Source organism: Ruegeria sp. YTSA108, assembly GCF_059610185.1.
The window spans coordinates 31,424-50,282 of the sequence record NZ_JBXWND010000003.1; the positions used below are offsets into that span (position 1 = coordinate 31,424).

Annotated in this window: 18 protein-coding genes; 9 read left to right on the forward strand and 9 right to left on the reverse strand. The window is 57.4% G+C overall.

Annotation, left to right across the window (positions count from 1 at the left end; all coding sequences use genetic code 11):
• Positions 1–88: 88 nt before the first annotated feature.
• On the reverse strand, positions 89–1,765 hold the full coding sequence (locus tag AC2FHW_RS05395) for a cytochrome D1 domain-containing protein (RefSeq protein ID WP_271948614.1): 1,677 nt from the start codon (positions 1,763–1,765) through the stop codon (positions 89–91).
• Between the two features lie 232 nt (positions 1,766–1,997).
• Here AC2FHW_RS05395 and AC2FHW_RS05400 point away from each other — a divergent pair, with 232 nt between their 5' ends.
• The 7 genes from AC2FHW_RS05400 to AC2FHW_RS05430 all read left to right on the forward strand — a co-directional run bounded on the left by AC2FHW_RS05400 (position 1,998) and on the right by AC2FHW_RS05430 (position 8,695).
• Positions 1,998–3,179 (forward strand): NnrS family protein, encoded by a 1,182-nt coding sequence (locus AC2FHW_RS05400; protein ID WP_271948613.1) that lies wholly within the window; start codon positions 1,998–2,000, stop codon positions 3,177–3,179.
• A gap of 98 nt (positions 3,180–3,277) precedes the next feature.
• Positions 3,278–3,727 carry a c-type cytochrome gene (locus AC2FHW_RS05405; RefSeq protein ID WP_142635251.1) on the forward strand — a complete coding sequence of 150 codons (450 nt, stop codon included), beginning with the start codon at positions 3,278–3,280 and terminating at the stop codon, positions 3,725–3,727.
• 15 nt (positions 3,728–3,742) lie between these two features.
• The gene (locus tag AC2FHW_RS05410; RefSeq protein WP_142635253.1) at positions 3,743–5,110 is read left to right on the forward strand and encodes a cbb3-type cytochrome c oxidase subunit I; all 1,368 of its coding nucleotides are present in this window, start codon (positions 3,743–3,745) and stop codon (positions 5,108–5,110) included.
• Positions 5,111–5,115: 5 nt separating this feature from the next.
• Positions 5,116–5,925, forward strand: coding sequence for a CbbQ/NirQ/NorQ/GpvN family protein (locus tag AC2FHW_RS05415; RefSeq protein WP_416383916.1), 810 nt, complete (start codon positions 5,116–5,118; stop codon positions 5,923–5,925).
• A gap of 9 nt (positions 5,926–5,934) precedes the next feature.
• Positions 5,935–7,857, forward strand: coding sequence for a nitric oxide reductase activation protein NorD (locus tag AC2FHW_RS05420; RefSeq protein ID WP_496821556.1), 1,923 nt, complete (start codon positions 5,935–5,937; stop codon positions 7,855–7,857).
• On the forward strand, positions 7,854–8,402 hold the full coding sequence (locus AC2FHW_RS05425) for a cytochrome c oxidase subunit 3 (RefSeq protein WP_142635259.1): 549 nt from the start codon (positions 7,854–7,856) through the stop codon (positions 8,400–8,402). The genes AC2FHW_RS05420 and AC2FHW_RS05425 overlap by 4 nt, the downstream gene beginning before the upstream one ends.
• A 5-nt stretch (positions 8,403–8,407) precedes the next feature.
• Positions 8,408–8,695, forward strand: coding sequence for a cytochrome C oxidase subunit IV family protein (locus AC2FHW_RS05430; protein WP_246097174.1), 288 nt, complete (start codon positions 8,408–8,410; stop codon positions 8,693–8,695).
• A 55-nt stretch (positions 8,696–8,750) separates the two neighbouring features.
• Here AC2FHW_RS05430 and hemA read toward each other — a convergent pair whose 3' ends face one another.
• Positions 8,751–9,974 (reverse strand): 5-aminolevulinate synthase, encoded by a 1,224-nt coding sequence (gene hemA / locus AC2FHW_RS05435; protein WP_496749965.1) that lies wholly within the window; start codon positions 9,972–9,974, stop codon positions 8,751–8,753.
• 179 nt (positions 9,975–10,153) lie between these two features.
• Here hemA and AC2FHW_RS05440 point away from each other — a divergent pair, with 179 nt between their 5' ends.
• The gene (locus AC2FHW_RS05440) at positions 10,154–10,846 is read left to right on the forward strand and encodes a Crp/Fnr family transcriptional regulator (protein WP_271948599.1); all 693 of its coding nucleotides are present in this window, start codon (positions 10,154–10,156) and stop codon (positions 10,844–10,846) included.
• 586 nt (positions 10,847–11,432) lie between these two features.
• Here the strand turns inward: AC2FHW_RS05440 and AC2FHW_RS05445 are convergent.
• Genes AC2FHW_RS05445 through pgsA form a run of 3 tightly spaced genes read right to left on the reverse strand, consistent with a single transcriptional unit; the run spans position 11,433 to position 12,798 of the window.
• Positions 11,433–11,876 carry a molybdenum cofactor biosynthesis protein MoaE gene (locus AC2FHW_RS05445; protein WP_281995277.1) on the reverse strand — a complete coding sequence of 148 codons (444 nt, stop codon included), beginning with the start codon at positions 11,874–11,876 and terminating at the stop codon, positions 11,433–11,435.
• Positions 11,877–11,880: 4 nt separating this feature from the next.
• Positions 11,881–12,126, reverse strand: coding sequence for a molybdopterin converting factor subunit 1 (moaD, locus tag AC2FHW_RS05450; protein ID WP_142635267.1), 246 nt, complete (start codon positions 12,124–12,126; stop codon positions 11,881–11,883).
• Positions 12,127–12,129: 3 nt separating this feature from the next.
• Positions 12,130–12,798, reverse strand: a complete 669-nt coding sequence (gene pgsA / locus AC2FHW_RS05455) for a CDP-diacylglycerol--glycerol-3-phosphate 3-phosphatidyltransferase (RefSeq protein ID WP_142635269.1) — start codon at positions 12,796–12,798, stop codon at positions 12,130–12,132.
• Between the two features lie 175 nt (positions 12,799–12,973).
• On the opposite strand from pgsA, the gene AC2FHW_RS05460 reads away from it, so the two are divergent.
• Positions 12,974–13,858, forward strand: coding sequence for a DMT family transporter (locus AC2FHW_RS05460; protein ID WP_142635271.1), 885 nt, complete (start codon positions 12,974–12,976; stop codon positions 13,856–13,858).
• Here AC2FHW_RS05460 and uvrC read toward each other — a convergent pair.
• The 4 genes from uvrC to AC2FHW_RS05480 all read right to left on the reverse strand — a co-directional run bounded on the left by uvrC (position 13,855) and on the right by AC2FHW_RS05480 (position 18,753).
• On the reverse strand, positions 13,855–15,738 hold the full coding sequence (gene uvrC / locus AC2FHW_RS05465; RefSeq protein ID WP_496676729.1) for an excinuclease ABC subunit UvrC: 1,884 nt from the start codon (positions 15,736–15,738) through the stop codon (positions 13,855–13,857). The genes AC2FHW_RS05460 and uvrC overlap by 4 nt on opposite strands.
• A 290-nt stretch (positions 15,739–16,028) precedes the next feature.
• Positions 16,029–16,808, reverse strand: coding sequence for an SDR family oxidoreductase (locus AC2FHW_RS05470; protein WP_271948592.1), 780 nt, complete (start codon positions 16,806–16,808; stop codon positions 16,029–16,031).
• 16 nt (positions 16,809–16,824) lie between these two features.
• Positions 16,825–17,787: a calcium/sodium antiporter gene (locus AC2FHW_RS05475; RefSeq protein ID WP_142635277.1), complete on the reverse strand. Its 963-nt coding sequence runs from the start codon at positions 17,785–17,787 to the stop codon at positions 16,825–16,827.
• 168 nt (positions 17,788–17,955) lie between these two features.
• Complete coding sequence (locus AC2FHW_RS05480) at positions 17,956–18,753, reverse strand: S49 family peptidase (protein ID WP_142635281.1); 798 nt, start codon at positions 18,751–18,753, stop codon at positions 17,956–17,958.
• Between the last annotated feature and the right edge of the window lie 106 nt (positions 18,754–18,859).

The window sequence follows — 18,859 nt, forward strand, 5'->3', positions numbered from 1 at the left end:
GCGTGTCAGGCCTGCGCATTCGGCTGATGGATGAAACAAGGACAGGGCGGGCGAGGGGCCCGCCCTGCTCCGAGTTGATCGAAACCCGTCAGGTGACGTGGTTCGACCGGTTGTAGACGTTGAACTTGCCGGTCGGGGCGTACAGCCCTTCGATGCGACCGATCTCTTCCAATGTCTTGGCGTCAAAGATCACGATCTGACCGTTGGGTTCTTTTGAATCCGACAGGTTCCACTTGGACACCCAGACCTCGGTTCCATCCGCGTTGAATTCAAAGTGAACAGCGGCGCTGCCTTCGTCTTCGGTGATCTGGATGGTTTTCACGATCTCGCCGGTCTCTTTCGAGATGACCTGCACAGATTGCTGCACTTCCGGTTCCGGGTGTTTGGTCTGGTCAGCCCAAATATAGTCCGATTCCGGATGTGTACGGACGAACAGGCCCGGGCCGTCTGTTTCCACTTCGTAGCAGATCTTCCAGGCATCATCGGGGCGGTTCTCGGGGTCGTTGCCCCAGACCGTCACTGTGCCGACACCAAGGTGGGTTGTGCCAGCTACCGGCCCGCAATTCGGGTCAATCCAGTTAGCGCCCGGACCGGGATGCGGCAACGCGGCCGTGTCGATCATCGCCTCAAGCTTGTGGGTCTCGGTATCTACAACCACCATCTTGTTCGATGCGTTTGCAGCGATCTGGAAATACCGGCCCGTCGGATCGAAGAACCCGTCATGCAGGAACTTGGCGCTGTCGATTTTGTCGATCCGCAGATTGTCTAGATCAGTATAATCTACTTGCCACAGTTGCCCCAGCTCTTTGACGGCAACGATCCAGGTTGGCTCATTCGGAGTTGTGTAGATAGCGGCCACGCGAGCCTCTTCCACATAGTCCCCGTCCACGTTCACGCCGCGGGTCGATACAACCTTGACCGGCTCCATCGTTTGGGCGTCAACGATTGCAAAGTGCGGCGGCCAGTAGCCCCCGCCGATGACATATTTACCGTCACCGGAAACGGCTACGTCGCGCGCGTCATACGCGATCTTGACTTCGGAAACCAACATCTTGTCCGGCGTCTGCCAGAGGTCGATCTTGGTCATCTTGCCGTCGCGGCCCATGGTGTACCAGAAGCGACCGGGCTGTTCCGGCTCTTCCAGCGAATGGTGTTCGGATGCTTTCAGAACGTGCACCGCATAGCCGGTCGGAATATGTGTCAGCACCTCTTTGGTGTCGCCATCGATAACAGCGACTTTGCCGACGTCGCGCTCGATAACAACAAAGAAGTTTTCCCAGTTGCGACCATGCATCGGCTCGGTTGGGTAGTCCTCTTCTTCAACATATACCTTGCGGGTCGCCATCATCTGGTCCAGCGACATTTCAGGTGGTTTGGGCGGCTCCATCATGATGTAAGTCGCCATGTCTTTGATTTCCTGCTCGGACATGATGTCCGAGAAGTTGTTCATCCCGCCTTCGGTGCCCCAGGCGATGATCTTCTCAAGCCGCTCTTGCCCAAGCGCAAGTGTGCCGCCTTCGGTCACGGCGCCGTCAGCTGCGGTTTTCTTCCAATGCGGTTCAAGATTCTTGCCAGTGGCGCCTTTACGCAAGACACCGTGGCACCCCGCGCATTGTTCAAAGTAAAGTTGTTTGGACGCTTCAAACGCTTCTTCGTTCAAAGTTGGCTCTTCGGCGAAAGCTGGTGCAGCGACACTGCCCAGCAACATCGCCAAACCGACCCCGAAGACGCGGCCCGTTTTGGTATAGCTGATTCCAAGTGACATGATCACTCTCCATTTGCTGGTGAGGCGGTCCAAGCGTGGGGCATCGCGCAAGGGTGCTCCTTGACGAAAGTCAACACCAGCCGCGCAATTCAGGTGGCGGGCAGGGAAAAACGTCAATTTTCCGGCTGGGAAAATCTGTATCTTTGGCACACTTTTTCGGCCGGTTTGATTTTTGTTAAGTCGCGCAGCCGGGCGGCTTGCTAGGGCTTGGAAAACACCAAGGAGAGCAGCCATGCCCGCAATCATCACCCGCGTGTTTGGTGAAGGGTTTCGTGTATTCTTTCTGTCCGCCGGCCTCTATGGCCTCTTTGTCGGAGTGGTTTGGGGGCTGTGGCTGACGGTGCCATATGCAGTGCCGGATTATGGCATGGCCCCGCCCATGTGGCACGCGCATGAGATGATCTTCGGCTATGCAACAGCCGCGCTGGGCGGGTTCTTTCTGACCGCAGTGCCAAATTGGACCGGCGCACCAGATGCGCGTGCGCAGTTCATAACGTTGGCCGCCGGATTGTGGTTGGCTGGTCGGATGGCGATGTGGTTTTCGGGGATGCTGCCTGCGGCGCTTGTGGCGGTGGTCGACCTGGCCTTTGTACCGATTCTGGCGGTCAAGATTGCAACCCAGCTCATCCGGAAGCCGAAACCTCAGAACATGCTCTTTCTGCTGTTGCTCAGCTTTATCTGGATTGCTGATCTGTTCACGCATCTTGAATGGACCGGGATGACGGATGACACATTGCATACCGGGCTGCGCGCGGGGTTGCTGGCGCTCTGCGCGATGATTGCCATTCTTGGCGGACGGATCACCCCGGCCTTTACCCGAAACGCCATGAGACGCGCGGGCGTTCCCGAGGCGAACTGGCCAATATCTGTGCCAATTCTGGACAAATCAGCGATGGCGGTTGCCCTGACCCTGCCACCAATCGTTCTGGTGCTGGGGTCAGGTGCTGTGGCTGGATCGATGGCGCTGGTTCTAGGGGTGGCACAGGTTTCGCGCATGGCCCGCTGGCGCGCGGGCTGGGCTACGCGGGAGCCGATCTTATTGGCACTGTATCTTGGGCTTGCAATGCTGGCGCTGGGACTGATCCTCTGGGGGCTGTCAGTGCTGGGTTTCGGAAACGAGATCGCAGCCCTACACATCCTGGGCATCGGATGCGTCGGCGGCATGACCCTGGCGGTCATGAGCCGCGCCGCGCTTGGCCACAGTGGTCGCGCGCTGGTGGCACCCGGCCCAATGGCGGTGGCCTATGGTCTGATGGCGGTGGCGGCCCTGTCGCGGTGGATTGGTGCAGATCTGAATGCAGGTTACATGGTTGCGATGCTGCTGTCGGACGGGTTGTGGGTCAGCGCCTTTGCGCTTTTCCTGATCGCGATGTGGCCGGCGCTGACGGGTCCCAAGGTGCAACGGTCAGCGTGATTTCATTTCCTTTTGCAAGTCTTGACTTTCGTTAAGGATATACCGTGCCCATCCCGTCATTTTAGCCAGACTAGCTAATCTGCGCAAAGGAGAGCGCAATGCGAGAAGTCATGACCAAGAGCATGGCACGCAATATATTCTATGGCGGGTCACTGTTCTTTATCCTCATCTTTCTGGCTCTGTCGGCCCATTCTCACTGGTATATCGTGAACTCTGAGAACGCAGCAAAGCTCGATGAAAGTGTGATCAGGGGCAAGCACGTCTGGGAAAAACACGCCTGCATCAACTGTCATACCATCCTTGGCGAAGGTGCATACTTTGCACCCGAGGTTGGCAATGTGATGACACGTTGGGGCGTGCTGGACGACCCGGAATCGGCCTTTGAAGCCCTCAAAGGCTGGATGGAGGCGCAGCCGACAGACATTCCCGGTCGTCGTCAGATGCCCAATTTCAACCTCAGCGACGAAGACATCCGTGATCTGACCAACTTTTTGATCTGGACGGACAATATCGACGCTCAGGACTGGCCGCCCAACGAGGCGGGCTGAGAAGGGAACGGAGCAATGAAATACGAATCCCAAAAAATCGCCTATGCCTACTTTGCGGTGGCAATGGCCCTATTCGCGATACAGGTTCTGGGCGGCCTTCTGGCCGGCTTTATCTATGTATCACCCAATTTCCTGAGCGAGCTTTTGCCGTTCAACATCGTGCGGATGCTGCACACCAACTCGCTGATCGTGTGGCTGATCCTCGGGTTCTTTGGTGCGGCCTATTTTCTGATCCCGGAAGAGGCCGAGCGTGAGATCCATTCGCCCATGCTGGCCTATCTGCAGCTGATCATTCTGGTGGTCGGTACACTGGGCGTGGTCTTGACCTATACGTTCAACCTGTTTGAAGGCAACTGGCTGCTGGGTAAAGAAGGGCGCGAGTTCCTTGAGCAACCCAAATGGGTCAAGGCCGGCATCGTCGTGGCCGCACTGATCTTCCTGTACAACGTGTCGATGACCGTTTTGAAGGGCAAGAAGACCGCGATCACCAACATCTTGTTGCTGGGTCTTTGGGGTCTGGCGCTGCTGTTCCTGTTTGCCTTCTACAACCCGGGCAACCTGTCCTTGGACAAGCAATACTGGTGGTATGTTGTCCACCTGTGGGTCGAAGGTGTCTGGGAACTGATCATGGCCTCGATCTTGGCCTATCTGATGCTGAAGCTGACTGGGGTAGACCGTGAGGTTGTCGAGAAATGGCTCTATGTCATTGTCGCCGCCGCGTTGTTTTCGGGTATCCTTGGTACAGGTCACCATTACTATTGGATAGGCACACCAGGGTACTGGCAGTGGATCGGCTCGATCTTCTCAAGCCTCGAAGTGATCCCCTTCTTTGCGATGATGGCCTTTGCCTTTGTGATGGTCTGGAAGGGCCGTCGGGACCACCCGAACAAAGCGGCGCTGCTGTGGTCGCTGGGCTGTGCCACATTGGCCTTCTTCGGTGCCGGTGTCTGGGGCTTCCTGCACACGCTGCACGGGGTGAACTACTATACCCACGGTACGCAGATCACTGCGGCTCACGGTCACTTGGCGTTCTATGGTGCGTATGTCTGCCTCAACCTGGCAATCTTCAGCTATGCAATGCCGATCCTGAAGAACCGCGATCCTTATAATCAGGTTCTGAACATGGGCAGCTTCTGGCTGATGTCCAGCGGTATGGTTTTCATGACCTTTGTGCTGACCTTTGCTGGAACAGTGCAGACGCACATGCAGCGGGTGGTCGGAGACTACTTCATGGATGTGCAGGATCAGGTCGCGATCTTCTATTGGATGCGCCTTGGCTCTGGCATCGTCGTGGTCTTGGGTGCGCTGCTGTTCATCTACTCGATCTGGGTTCCCCGGAAAGAGATCATTGAATCCGGCGCGGCCGAAACCCCAGCGGAGTGATGGATATGGATGGCTCCATGAAACTGAGAACGGGGGCGGCTGACGCCCCCTTCTACCTGCCACAGGGTGATGAATGTGACGTGTTCGCTGCTGCCTATACCAACAACCTGCCGGTCCTGCTGAAAGGCCCGACAGGTTGCGGCAAGACCCGGTTTGTGGCGCATATGGCCGCCAGCCTTGGCCGCCCGCTTTACACAGTGGCCTGTCACGATGACCTTGCCGCTGCGGACCTGATCGGGCGCTACCTGCTGAAAGGCGGGGAAACGATCTGGGTCGATGGCCCCCTGACCCGCGCGGTGCGCGAAGGCGCGATCTGCTATCTGGATGAGGTGGTCGAGGCGCGCAAGGACGTGACCGTCGTGCTGCACCCGCTGACTGACGACAGGCGCATCCTGCCGATCGACCGCACCGGTGAGGAGCTTGTGGCCGCGCCTGGTTTCATGCTGGTCGCCTCATATAACCCCGGATATCAGAATATCCTGAAAACCTTGAAACCCTCGACCCGGCAGCGGTTCATCTCACTGGAGTTCGACTTTCCGTCGCCCGAGATGGAGGCAAAGGTCGTCGCTAAAGAAAGCGGGCTGGCGCTGGAACGCTGCAAGCCACTGATCCGCTTGGCAGGTAAACTGCGCGGGCTCAGGGGGCAGGATCTTGAAGAGGGCGTTTCCACCCGTCTGGTCGTCTATGCCGCCACGCTGATCGCGCAGGGCATGTCCACCGACCGCGCGATCCTTGCCGCCATGATAGAACCTCTGACAGATGACGAGGACATCAAACGCGGGCTCCTCGATCTTGTCACGGCTGTCTTTGGGTGAGGCCGGCCGATGGTCAGGATCGATTTTGAGCCATGGGAACCCGAAGAAACGATCGGGAAACTGTGGCACTCCCTTGCCAGCCGTCTCGATGCACCCCAGGTGCATGTTGGAGCCGCGGTCGACCTTTCTGAGGTCGCGGGGCGGCTGGCAGTCCTTTTTCGCGGGCTTGGGGGCAGCCCGGGCGTTGAATTGCGCCCGGTCTCGCCCGAGGTTTCACACCATCGCCTAAGCTGGCGCCGTCGGTTGGGTACCGAAGTTGAACTGATGCCGCGCGCTTCGTTCGATGGCGAAGTGCTGCGCCTCCCGGACCGTCTGGCGGTGTTTCCCGCGCGCGAGGCGAACGGAGCGCTGTATGTTTGGCTGGCCGCCGCAGCGGCCCATGCGGGAACCCGGATCGTCGAAGGTGATCCGTTGCGCGCCGATCTGCACGCGCTGAGCGCTGCACAAACCATGGTTAATGCAACCTTGGACAACGCCCCCGGCTTGCGACCGCTTTACACCGAGCTTTGCAAAGGTGTTCTGCATGAACGCAACAAATCCGGCCTCCCGCCTGTGGAAACAGCGGTTGAAGAACTGATCCGCCATCGGCTGGGCGACCCCGCGCCTTTATCCCCGAAGGCCAGGCAATTCATGTCATTTGACGATGACCTGACTGCCCCACGCGGATATCAATCTTTCCGCCCTGTCCCTCTGTGGCCGGAATTACGCGCTGTTGGTTTTTCAGAGCATAACGATGTCGAAAACCCCGATACCGAAGGCCCGCCCGAGGAATCGGGTGAGAAAACCCACCGTGCCCGGCGGCGCAAATCCGACCAGGCTGAACGCAGTGACAGTTTCATCCTTCATAAATTCGAAGCGATCCTCAGCTGGGCCGAGTTTCTGAACATCAACCGTCGCATTGATGACGATGATCCCGACAATGCCAAAAAGGCCGCCGATGATCAGGATGAGATCGGTTTGGGCCAGATTTCCAAGGCGCCGCCGACCAAGCTGAAATTGCATCTGGACCTGGCACCCGAGGATGTGAATCGCGAACGTCTGTCGGGCCGTATTCTCTATCCGGAATGGGACGTGCGCACCGGGCAATACCTGCTCGATCACGTCAACGTTCTAACTTCGGACGCCGATATTCGTGAGGATGCCGCCGAGTTTGGAAAAGACCCCGCCACCGCCCGCCGTATCCGCGCCGTCAAACGCCAGTTCGAAGCGCTGCGCCCGGGCCGCGTGATGACCCGAGGCCATCTGGACGGCGATCAACTGGACATAGAAGCCGCCGTTCGGGCGCAGGTTGACCGCTGTGCAAACGGTGAAGGTACCGAACGCATCTGGCAACAATCCCGCCCCGAGGCACGCGATCTGGCGGTATCTATCCTGCTGGATGTCAGCCGCTCGACCGAAAGTGCCGTGACTGGCCGCGCCGTGATCGACATCGAACGCGAGGCGCTGGCAGCGCTGGCCTGGGGACTGAACGCCTGTGGTGACGATTTCGCCATTCACGCCTTCAGTTCACTGAAACGACAGCGGGTCTATGTGCAACGCTGCAAACGGTTTGATGAGGTGATGGGCAGCCAGGTTGAACAGCGCATCGCATCGTTACGCCCGGGGCACTATACAAGGCTGGGTGCCGCGATCCGCCATTGCTCGGCCGATCTGGCCACCCAAACGCGTAAGCGCCGATTGTTACTGGTGATCACCGATGGCAAACCCAATGATCTTGACCACTACGAAGGCCGCCACGGAATCGAAGACACCCACATGGCCGTGCGCGAGGCGCGCCGAGCCGGGCAATCGGTCTTTGGCGTCACCATCGACAAGACAGGTAAAAGCTGGTTCCCGCGGATGTTCGGGCAGGGCGGCTTTGCCGTCATCCCGGACCCGCATCGCCTGACCATGGCGCTGCCGCAAATCTACCGCCAACTGGTCGGCGCATGAGCGACGCGTCCCTTATCGACGAGTTGCCCGGCGAATTACTGATGTGGGTTCTGATCATTTCGGAACTGCTGGTCTTTGGTGCGGGCCTGATCGCTTTCATGGGCGTGCGCCTGACCGATCCGGCGGGCTTTGCCGAGGCGCAATCGCATCTGCACCGCACCGGAGCCGCGCTGAACACTGCGGTTCTGGTCACCTCCGGCTATCTGGCCGCGCAAGCCTTGCATTGGCGGCAGATTGCGCGTCGGACTGCTGCCCGCCTGGCGTTAATCGCAGCTGCCGCGCTGGGCGTTGTATTCCTGATCATCAAAGGCATGGAATACGCGGACAAGGCTGCACAAGGAATTACTTACGAGACCCATCCGTTCTTCCTGTTCTACTATCTGCTCACCGGCTTCCACGCGGCACATGTGTTGGCTGGGGTTGTTATCCTGCTGCTGGTCGCCTGGCGGGACAATCCCCGCAACATCGAGGCCGGCGCCCAGTTTTGGCACATGGTCGATCTCGTCTGGATCATGCTGTTCCCCGTGATCTACCTGTTGGGATGACGGGCATGACCCAAACCTCATCGGATCCAAAAAGCTCCCGCTGGATGCTCCCAAACCCGCTCACCCGCGCATGGCTCAGCCTGTTGGTTCTGAGCACCGCTTCGGCCCTGCTGACGATACTCCCCCTGTCCTCACCGGTGTTGAGCGCAGGCATTTTGATCCTGGCCCTGTCCAAAGCCCGCATTATCCTTGAACGATATCTGGACCTGACGCACAGCCCGGCCTGGCTGAGCGGTTTCACCAATGTATTGACCGGATTTGCGATGGTGATCTTCGGCCTCTCACTGTTTTGACATGAAAAAGCCGCCCCCGTGGGGCGGCAGTTCTCCAAGCGCAGGGACGCCTCGGTTATTGTGCGGCCATCGGCATTCGCGCGATCTGACACCGTTGCCACAGGGCGGATAAGGCACCGACCAGATGGTCGATATCTTCGTTCGTATGAACCGGAGAGGGGGTAATTCTCAGGCGTTCGGTGCCTTTGGGAACGGTCGGATAGTTGATCGGCTGAATATAGATCCCGAATTCTTCCAGCAGCGTATCCGAGATGAATTTGCATTTCACCGGGTCACCTACCATCACCGGGATGATGTGGCTGGGATTGGGCAAATGCGGGATGCCTTCGGCGTCCAGTTTGGCGCGCACCTGCGCAACGCGGGTTTTCTGCAGATCGCGCTCGGTATTGGATTGCTTGAGGTGTCGGATCGAGGCGGCAGCGCCTGCTGCTATTGCGGGTGGCAGGGCGGTGGTAAATATGAACCCGCTGGCAAAGCTGCGGACAAAGTCACACAAGGCAGCGGATGCCGCGATATAACCGCCAACCACGCCGAAGGCCTTGCCCAGCGTCCCTTCGATGACGGTCAGGCGATCCATCAACCCTTCGCGTTCGGCGATGCCACCACCGCGCGAGCCATAAAGGCCAACGGCGTGGACCTCGTCCAGATAGGTCATCGCACCATATCTATCTGCCAGGTCGCAAATCTCTTTGATCGGAGCGATATCCCCATCCATCGAATAGACAGATTCGAAGGCGATCATCTTGGGCGCATCTGGATCGGCTGCGGCCAGCTTTGCCTCGAGGTCCGCCAGATCATTGTGCTTCCAGATCACTTTTTGTGCCCGCGAATGGCGGATGCCTTCAATCATGGAGGCATGGTTCAAAGCGTCCGAGAATACGATCAGACCTGGGATCTTCGCAGCCAGCGTCCCAAGTGCCGCCCAGTTCGACACATAGCCCGAGGTGAACAGAAGGGCGGCTTCTTTCCCGTGGAGGTCGGCCAGTTCCTGTTCCAGCAAAACGTGGTCATGTGTCGTGCCCGAGATATTGCGTGTGCCCCCTGCGCCCGCGCCGCAACGGTCGAGTGCATTGTGCATTGCCCCGACTACATCAGGATGCTGGCCCATTCCCAGATAGTCGTTGGAACACCAAATTCGTACGTCGCGCTGTAAAGCGCCGTCCGTCTGGCGTGCATTCGGGAAAGCGCCACAGCGGCGCTGTAGATCAATGAAGATGCGGTAGTTGCCTTCGTCGCGCAGATGCTCAAGGCTTTGGCTGAAAAAACGCTCGTAGTCCATCTCGAACACTCCCGGGAATACTGGCTTTCCTGCAAGACTATGTGCCGGGCCCGCTACGCAACATGACAAATGTCAAGCCGCAGAAAGGAAAGGCTGGCTTGGAAGCCGAAGGTTTGGCATAGCCTTAAGAAGACGGACGTACTGATCGGGTACGCAACTAGAAAAGAGGGGAAAGCTTCGTGGCGCATGAGGCACTAAAAGCGATCGCCAAGCAGTCACTATTGCTCAAAAGCTTTCCCGAGCATCATATAGACACGCTGTTAAGCCACGCGATCTGGCGGAAATATGATCGCGGAGAGACGATTTTTCTACAGGAAGAAAAAGCCCAGGCCATTCATGTGGTTCTGTCGGGCTGGGTAAAGCTGTTTCGCATGTCCCCTACCGGTGCCGAAGCAGTTGTCAGCGTTTTCACCCGCGGCGAAAGCTTTGGCGAAGCGGTCGCCTTGCGTAACGTTCCCTATCCGGTTTCGGCCGAGGCAGTTTCGGCCTGTGAGATCATGCACATTCCAAGTCCGGTCCTTTTGTCCCTTATGCGAGAAGACCCGGAAATTGGGGTGTCAATTCTGGCAGCTACCTTTACCCATCTGCATTCTCTGGTCGCCCAGCTTGAGCAGCTTAAGGCCCAGACCGGCGCACAGCGGGTGGCAGAATTTCTTCTGACTCTCTGCGAAGCCGAGATGGGGGACTGCATTGTCGAGCTGCCCTATGACAAGATGTTGATTGCCGGGCGCCTGGGCATGAAGCCCGAAAGCCTGAGCCGCGCCTTTTCCCGGCTAAAGCCGTTTGGCGTTAAAATTGACCGGACACATGCCCTGCTCTCGGACATTCAAGTACTGCGAGACTATGCAGAAAGTGACCCCTCCGAAAAGTGACCGAATTTATTGGCCGGTGCTTTGCCGGGTGCGCCAAAGAGCCCCGAGAACGTGCTTCTTTATTCAGGCTAGGACATGCGCATCGATCCCGTGAACACGATTCCCTGTTTCCGGATAAGGGCCTTGTGCAACGTCAGGTAATCCAGAACTCCAAAACAAGCTGGTTTTGGTGCTTGCTGGGTCCATGCAGCTGAGGTGATATGCCGTCAAGTTCCAGTCGGCATCTTCCGTCTGTTCTTAGGGTCGAAATCGAATGGGAAACTCTAACCTTTAGGGGCTTCTACGATGTCAAAAATCCGTTCAACGACTATCTAATTGGAACCGGCATTCTGACAGAGTTGATTACCGCTTTCCTGTCGATAGTCATTTTTTTTGCGGCTTCGGCGGAGGAAGATTGTCTCAACATCTTTGCCCACATGCGGGATGTTTTGCTTACGGTTCTAGAGTTGACCGAAGCTGAGCGGCTGCCTGAAACCTACACATTTATCCAGCATAGTTTTGGCGGATCCTGTAGCACACGATGATAAGCATGTGAGCACCGGATACGGACAGCATGTTGCAAAGGCTTATATGCAGGGACCCGTGTTTACCACCGGGTCAGTGCATCTTCGTCTTCGTCCTTGGCCGAAACCCACTCCGCACCAGCGGTGGTGATTTCTTTCTTCCAGAAGGGGGCGCGGGATTTTAGGTAGTCCATCAGATATTCGGCCGCCTCGAACGCATCCTTGCGATGCGGTGCGGCAGTGGCCACCATCATGATCCGATCCCCCGGAGCGAGCCTGCCATGCCGATGGATCACCAGCACATTGCCCAGCGACCAGCGGTCCATTGCTTCTTGCGCAATCTGGGTCAAGGCCCGTTCAGTCATGCCCGGATAATGCTCAATCTCCATCACGTCCAAATCGCCCGTGGCCAGATCACGCACAACACCGGTAAAGGTCACGATTGCGCCATTTGCAGCATCGCCCGCCGCAAAGTCATTTGCCTCGGTACCTAGGTCAAACGGGTCTTCCTGCACCACGATGCGCATGACCTCAGCCACCTGTCATTGGTGGGAAAAAGGCAACCTCACGAACGCCCGCCAACGGGGCGTCAAAATCCGACAATTCCTGATCCAGCGCAACACGTAAGGCCGACAGATCCGCAAAGGCCGCTGCATAGCGATCCTCGCGCGCGCTAAGTTCTGCGACCAGATCGGATACGGTGGCCGCCTCGGTTTCAACCCGTTCTTTCGGCAGGCCGATCCGTTCGCGGACCCATGCGAAATACAGCACATCCATCCCTTAGTTCTCCTTCAGGTGTGGCATGGCTTTACGTAGGTAGTCATAGCCGGTGATCAATGTCAGCGCTGCTGCGATCCACAGCAGCCACAGGCCGATCCGACTGGACCAGAACATCCCTTCAAGATGCCAGCGCAGGCCGTTCAGGTCGTCTTCCTGCCCGGTCAGAATCTGGTCGATCAGCGTTGGGTCCATGCCGAAGCTGGCCATCACAAAGTAATGCTCGAAGATGCCCTGTGAAAACAAGACGGCTATCGCCACCATCTGGGCCGTGGTTTTCCACTTGGCAAGTTTGGTAACTTTCAGCGTTCCAGCCGTATCACCCAGATATTCGCGCAGGCCTGACACAAAGACCTCTCGAAACAGGATCACAGTGGCAGGCAGGACCAGCCACGGCGTCCAGTGTTCGGCCGAATACCCGACCAAGATCATCAGCGCGATCACCACCATCGCCTTATCGGCAATCGGGTCCAGCATGGCGCCAATTTTTGTTTCCTGCTTCCACGCTCGTGCCAGATAGCCATCGAACCAGTCGGTTAAGGCGGCTGTCAGAAACAGGATCAACGCGAACCAGTCGGCATAGGGCCGGGTGAAATACAAAAACATCACGGCCAGCCCCGGGGCTGCCAGCAGACGCAGGACGGTCAGAATATTGGGCAGGTTCCACTTCATGCAGCGGACCCTACATCGCTAAAATCCAACAGAAAAGATAGACAGTCAAAAAACCGTACTTGTCCCATGAACTTGGTCAAAGCGCCGCAGGCAGCGCGTGGTGTGTCCATGCCCCTTGGAGTTTGTTCTTTTTGCGGTCAGGTTCACCGCACGTATCCGGGACAGAAGGCACCTCATGACAGCTCATATACAAACCGATGCCCGGTCAAATCTGACCGGCAGCCTGTGGATGATCGCCGCAATGGCGGGGTTTGCGCTGGAAGACGCGCTGTTGAAAGCGGCTTCGGGTGCCGTACCGATCTGGCAGGTGATGGTTCTGTTCGGGGTGGGTGGGGCGCTGGTCTTTGCGGCGGTTGCACTGGCGCGCGGCACGCAACTGTTTCAGCCGGATGTCCTGTCGCGCCCGATGAAAGTGCGCGTGGTCTTCGAGGTATTCGGACGGTTATTCTATGTCTTAGCCATTGTGTTGACGCCTTTGTCCTCAGCTACTGTGATTTTGCAGGCCACTCCGTTGGTCGTTGTCGCAGGCGCTGCGCTGATCTTTGGCGAGACAGTTGGCTGGCGACGGTGGAGCGCGATTCTGATCGGTCTGATTGGCGTTGTAGTCATCCTGCAACCGACCGGAGACAGCTTTTCGGCGCTGTCCATTCTGGCGGTGCTGGGCATGTTGGGCTTTGCCGGTCGCGATCTGGCCAGCCGCGCAGCCCCGGCGACACTGGGGACCGAGGTTTTGGGCTTTTACGGCTTCCTCAGCATCATCGTTGCCGGTTTGGCCTATCGCCTGTGGGAGGACGTGCCAATCGTCCCGCTCGATCTGTACAACGGTCTGTTTCTGACCGGTGCGGTGCTTATGGGTGTGATGGCCTATGCCTCGCTTATGAAGGCGATGCGGATCGGAGAGGTCTCGGCCGTGACGCCGTTCCGCTATACGCGTCTGCTGTTCGGTATCGGTCTGGGCGTGTTCCTGTTCGGCGAGCAACTAGACCAGACCATGTGGATCGGCAGCGCGCTGATTGTGGCCTCGGGGCTGTACATCCTGTGGCGCGGGCGGCGGGCCTAGCCCTTGTCGTGGAAGAAATCATAGACCTTTTGCGCCAAGCCGGCCGAAATCCCTTCGACCGCTTTCAGATCGGCCAGGTTGGCCCGGCCAACTGCTTTGGCGCTGCCGAAATGAGCCAACAGGGCACGTTTGCGCGCGGCCCCCACGCCTGGGATTTCATCCAGCGGTGTGGCCCCCACGGCCTTGGCACGCTTGGCTCGATGGGTGCCGATGGCAAACCGGTGGGCCTCGTCTCTTAGGCGCTGAATGAAATAGAGCACCGGGTCGTTGCGTTTCAGCGCAAAGGGCCTTTGGCCGGTGCGGTGAAATTCTTCCTTACCATGGTCGCGGTCAACGCCTTTGGCGACACCGATCATGGGGATCTCCTCGACCCCGTGCTGCGCCATAATCTCATGGACGGCGCTCACTTGCCCGGCGCCACCGTCAATCAGCAACAGATCGGGCCACATTCCCTTGTCACGGTCGGGATCTTCTTTTTGCAGGCGGGTAAAGCGGCGGGTCAGCACCTCTTTCATCATGCCAAAATCGTCACCGGGGGTCAGGTCATCTCCACGAATGTTGAACTTGCGATAGGCATTTTTCATGAAACCTTCGGGGCCGGCCACGATCATGCCGCCCACGGCATTTGTTCCTTGAATATGCGAGTTGTCGTAGACTTCGATCCGGCTTGGCGGGGCATCCAGATCAAATGCCTCGGCGATCCCGCGCAACAGTTTGGCCTGGGTGGCACTTTCCGACATCCGCCGGGCCAGGGATTCACGCGCGTTGCGTATGGCCCCTGCGACAAGTTCTTGTTTCTCACCACGCTGGGGCACAAGGATTTCTACCTTGCGACCGGCTTTTTCTGTCAGCGCCTCTTGCATCAGGTCGGCGTTTTCAATGGCATCTGACAGGATCAACTGACGGGGTGGTTCCTTGTTGTCGTAGAACTGACCCAGAAACGCCTCCATCACCTCGGCGGCTGACACATCTGCCCCGACGCGGGGATAGAAGTCCTTGTTGCCCCAGTTCTGGTTGGCGCGGATGAAGAACACCTGAACGCAAGCCTGCCCACTGTCCATATACAGGCCGATCACGTCCGCCTCGGCCACACCGCGCGGGTTAATGCCTTGCGAGGTCTGCACCTGCGTCAGCGCCCGGATGCGATCGCGCAGGCCAGCGGCGCGTTCAAACTCCATCGCCTCAGACGCGGCCATCATCTGTTCGGCCAGTTCCTCTTGCACTTTGGTCGACCGGCCTGACAGGAATCGTTCCGCATCCTTGACGCTTTCACGGTAATCCTGATCCGAGATCAACCCGACACAAGGCCCAGAACACCGCTTGATCTGATAGAGCAGGCAGGGACGGGTGCGGCTTTCGAACATCGAGTCAGAACAGTTGCGCAGCAGGAAGGCCTTTTGCAGCTGGTTCAGGGTTCGGTTCACGGCACCCGCGCTGGCGAAGGGGCCGAAATACGCGCCCTTTTCCTTTTTTGCTCCCCGATGCTTTTTGATCTGTGGAAAGACATGGTCCTTTGCCACCAGAATATTGGGAAAGCTTTTGTCGTCGCGCAGCAGCACGTTATATTTCGGTTTGAGCTGCTTGATCAGGTTCTGTTCAAGCAGCAGCGCCTCGGTCTCGGTCCGGGTCGTCAGGAACATCATCGAGGCCGTGGCCGCAATCATCCGCTCGATCCGGCCAGAGTGTCCCGGTCTTGTATAGTTCGACACCCGTGCCTTCAGATTGCGCGCCTTGCCGACGTAAAGAACCCGGCTGTCCGCATCCAGCATCCTGTACACGCCAGGTGAACTGTCGAGCGTTTTCGCATATCGCTGGATGCAGGCGTATCCTGTCGACTGGGCGTCATTCTGAGAGCTGTTGGTGTCGTCTTGAGAGGTCATGGCCAAAATATGTGATTCTTTGACCATGGCTGCAATCTTGAGCGCTTCAGATCAAGGGAAAACAAATCCACGTATTCTGTGGATAACTGTGCAGATAACTTTTGTGGGGCTTGAATTTTCCCTTGTTTCATTAAGGATTCCTTGATTTGCTTAAAAAATAGGCACATATGTAATCTATTGAATTTAAACAGTAAAAATTTCTACACATGGCAAGTGTATGAAAAAAAAGACATTTTTGTAACGGATTGATAACAGAAATGAGAGCGGTGCAAAACTTCCAGCACCAAACGTTATTCCACGCCCAGAACATCCGGTGTCTGCCACCCCAAATGCTGTCCGCCATCCACGCAGAGAATCTGGCCGGTGACCGCATGAGCATCCAGGAAATACCCAAGTGCAGCGGTGATGTCAGAGGGGTTTGACCCACGTTCCAGAATGGTGTTGGCGCGCTGTGCTTTGAAGTGATCTTCGGATTGCCTGTGACCCTGCATCGTCGGTCCCGGTCCGATGGCATTGACGCGGATCGCCGGGGTTAGCGCCTGAGCCGCAGTACGGGTCAACGCCCATAGCCCCATTTTGGCGACGGTGTAGGACATGAATTCGGGCGTCAGTTTGCGGACCCGCATGTCGACCATATTAACAATCAGGCCCGTTGCCAGCGGCTCTCCTGCATCATCGGTTTCAGGTTCCAGACCCTGTTCAGCCATCGCCTGAGTCAAAACAAATGGCGCCCGCAGGTTGCTGTTCATGTGGCGGTCCCAGCTTTGCCGTGTGGCCGTGTGGATGTTGTCGTATTCAAATATCGAAGCGTTGTTGACCAGGCAGGTAATGGGTCCGCCCAGCGCCTCGGATGCGCGTGGCAGCAGGGCAGCCACGCTTGCTTCTTCTAACAGGTCGGCCTGCAGAGCTACTGCATTGCGGCCCAGGGCCCTGATTTCAGCGACAACCTTAGATGCCTCTTGTTCAGAGGAGGCGTAATGGACTGCCACGTCGTAGCCACGCCCGGCCAGATAAAGGGCCATTGCCCTACCAAGGCGAATTCCGGCACCGGTAACTAGGGCTCGGGTCATGCGGCCTCTCTTTGTGTCACACCAACAAGGAAATAACGTAAACCGCGTAAAGGCTTGTCAACAGAATTCCCCATCCGCGGGTGATATCCCGTTTGAAAAATACAAAGGGGACCAAAAGGAGTGATGCGCCCAGCATGACCCAAAGATCAAATCGCAGGAATTCTGGATCAACAGGAATGCGCCCAAACAGGGTTGCAATGCCGACAATGGCCAACAGATTGAACATGTTGGACCCGATAACATTGCCCAATGCGACATCGGCTTGTCGGCGCAGTGCAGCCATAACAGTGGTCGCCAGTTCCGGCAGGGAAGTTCCCACCGCTATAAGTGTCAGTCCGATTACAGTCTCGCTGACGCCGTAAGTGCGGGCAATGATTGTAGCGTTGTCGACCAGAAGATGTGCGCCCATCGGCAGGCCTATCAGTCCGAGCACCAGGTAGACTGAAATCTTCCAATAGGGCATGTCTGGATCGGCTTCTTCCAGGCCATCAAAATCGTCATCCTCGGCGCAGGCTTTGCCACAGGCCTTGCGATGGGCATGGGCTTCTCTGAAGGCGGTCCATAGAACAAAGCTGAGAGCAGCCAGCAAAATCGCGCCGCTGAACAGGTTGAACACGCCGCAGAAGGCAAGGCCGATGAACAGAACTGTTGCCAGCAACATGAACACATAGTTCTTGCGGCTGTCACATTCGCTGGTGTGCAGCGTGGCAAGCAGCGCAGGCAGGCCCAGCACCAGCAGGATATTGGCCGTGTTCGACCCCACAACGTTACCCAGGGCGATGCCCGGTGCGTTTTCCTTAATTGCACTGATTGCAATCAGAAGTTCTGGCGCCGAGGTGCCGAATGCCACGATCGTCAAACTAACGATCAACGCCGGTACTCCAATCCGCAGGCTGAGGTTCACGGCACCGCGTACCAGCGCATCACCCGCCAGCAACAGGATCAACAAACCGAGACCGGATAACAGCCATGCCGTCATGCGCGGCCTCCTTTTTCGCAGGCACAGGGACCTTTACCGATCCTGAACCGATGACAGCGCGGGCATCTTGCGGATTGTAGTTTTTTCTGCCCCGGGAACCGCAGTTTGCCGAACATTGCCAGGACGCCCATGGCAATCAAAAAGAGGGTCACGATCTTGATAATCACGTTACAAACCGAAACGTGCGTATGCGGCACGCTCCTCAAGTCCGGCAACCGCGTCCTGTGCCAAGGAGGCGCCGAACCGTGACCAGAATGGCTTGCGCAGCCCGTAACGGCGGAATTTTACTTTATCGCCAAACCGGTCCTGCATTTTGGGTTTGAGATGAGCGATGCCGTCGATCAGGCCAAGTTCATGCGCGCGGCGTGCCAGCCAGACTTCGCCAGTGAACAGATCAGCACCCGTTTCAAGCTTTGCCCCGCGTCGTGCTTTGACATGAGCAGTGAAGTTCTCGTGGATATCGCGTAACAGGCCTTCAAGCCTTGCGACATCTTCAGGTTTTTCCGGGGCAAAGGGATCCAACATGGATTTCGAATGGCCCGCCGTGTGCACTCGCCGTTCGAAACCCTGCCTCTCAAGGAAAAGATGTGCGCCGAACCCCGAAGAGATCACGCCAATCGAACCCAGTACCGAACTGTCATCGGCGTAAATCTCATCAGCAGCCGCTGCCAACCAATAGCCACCCGAAGCTGCCACATCCTCGACAAATGCGAAGACGGGAACATCCAGTTCTTTCGACAGACGCTGAATGCGCGCACCGATCAATGAACTTTGGACCGGGGATCCGCCGGGCGAGTTGACTTCAAGCGCGACGGCGGCAGGTTTGCCTTTGCGAAATGCTTTTTCGAGAACCGGTGCCAGAGTTGTGTCAGACATCGACCCGCGCCCGGACATGCCGATTGCACCCGATAAGCGCACGACCGAAACGGTTGGCTGTTTTTTGAGAAACGGCAGGCTGACCTTCATGGGTGCCGATGTAGAGTGCGCCCACGCGGTAAACAAGGGAGCGGCTGACCGTTATCGGTCGCGTGAACGTATTTACTGAAGGTGATGGGCAAAAATGCAACGCCGT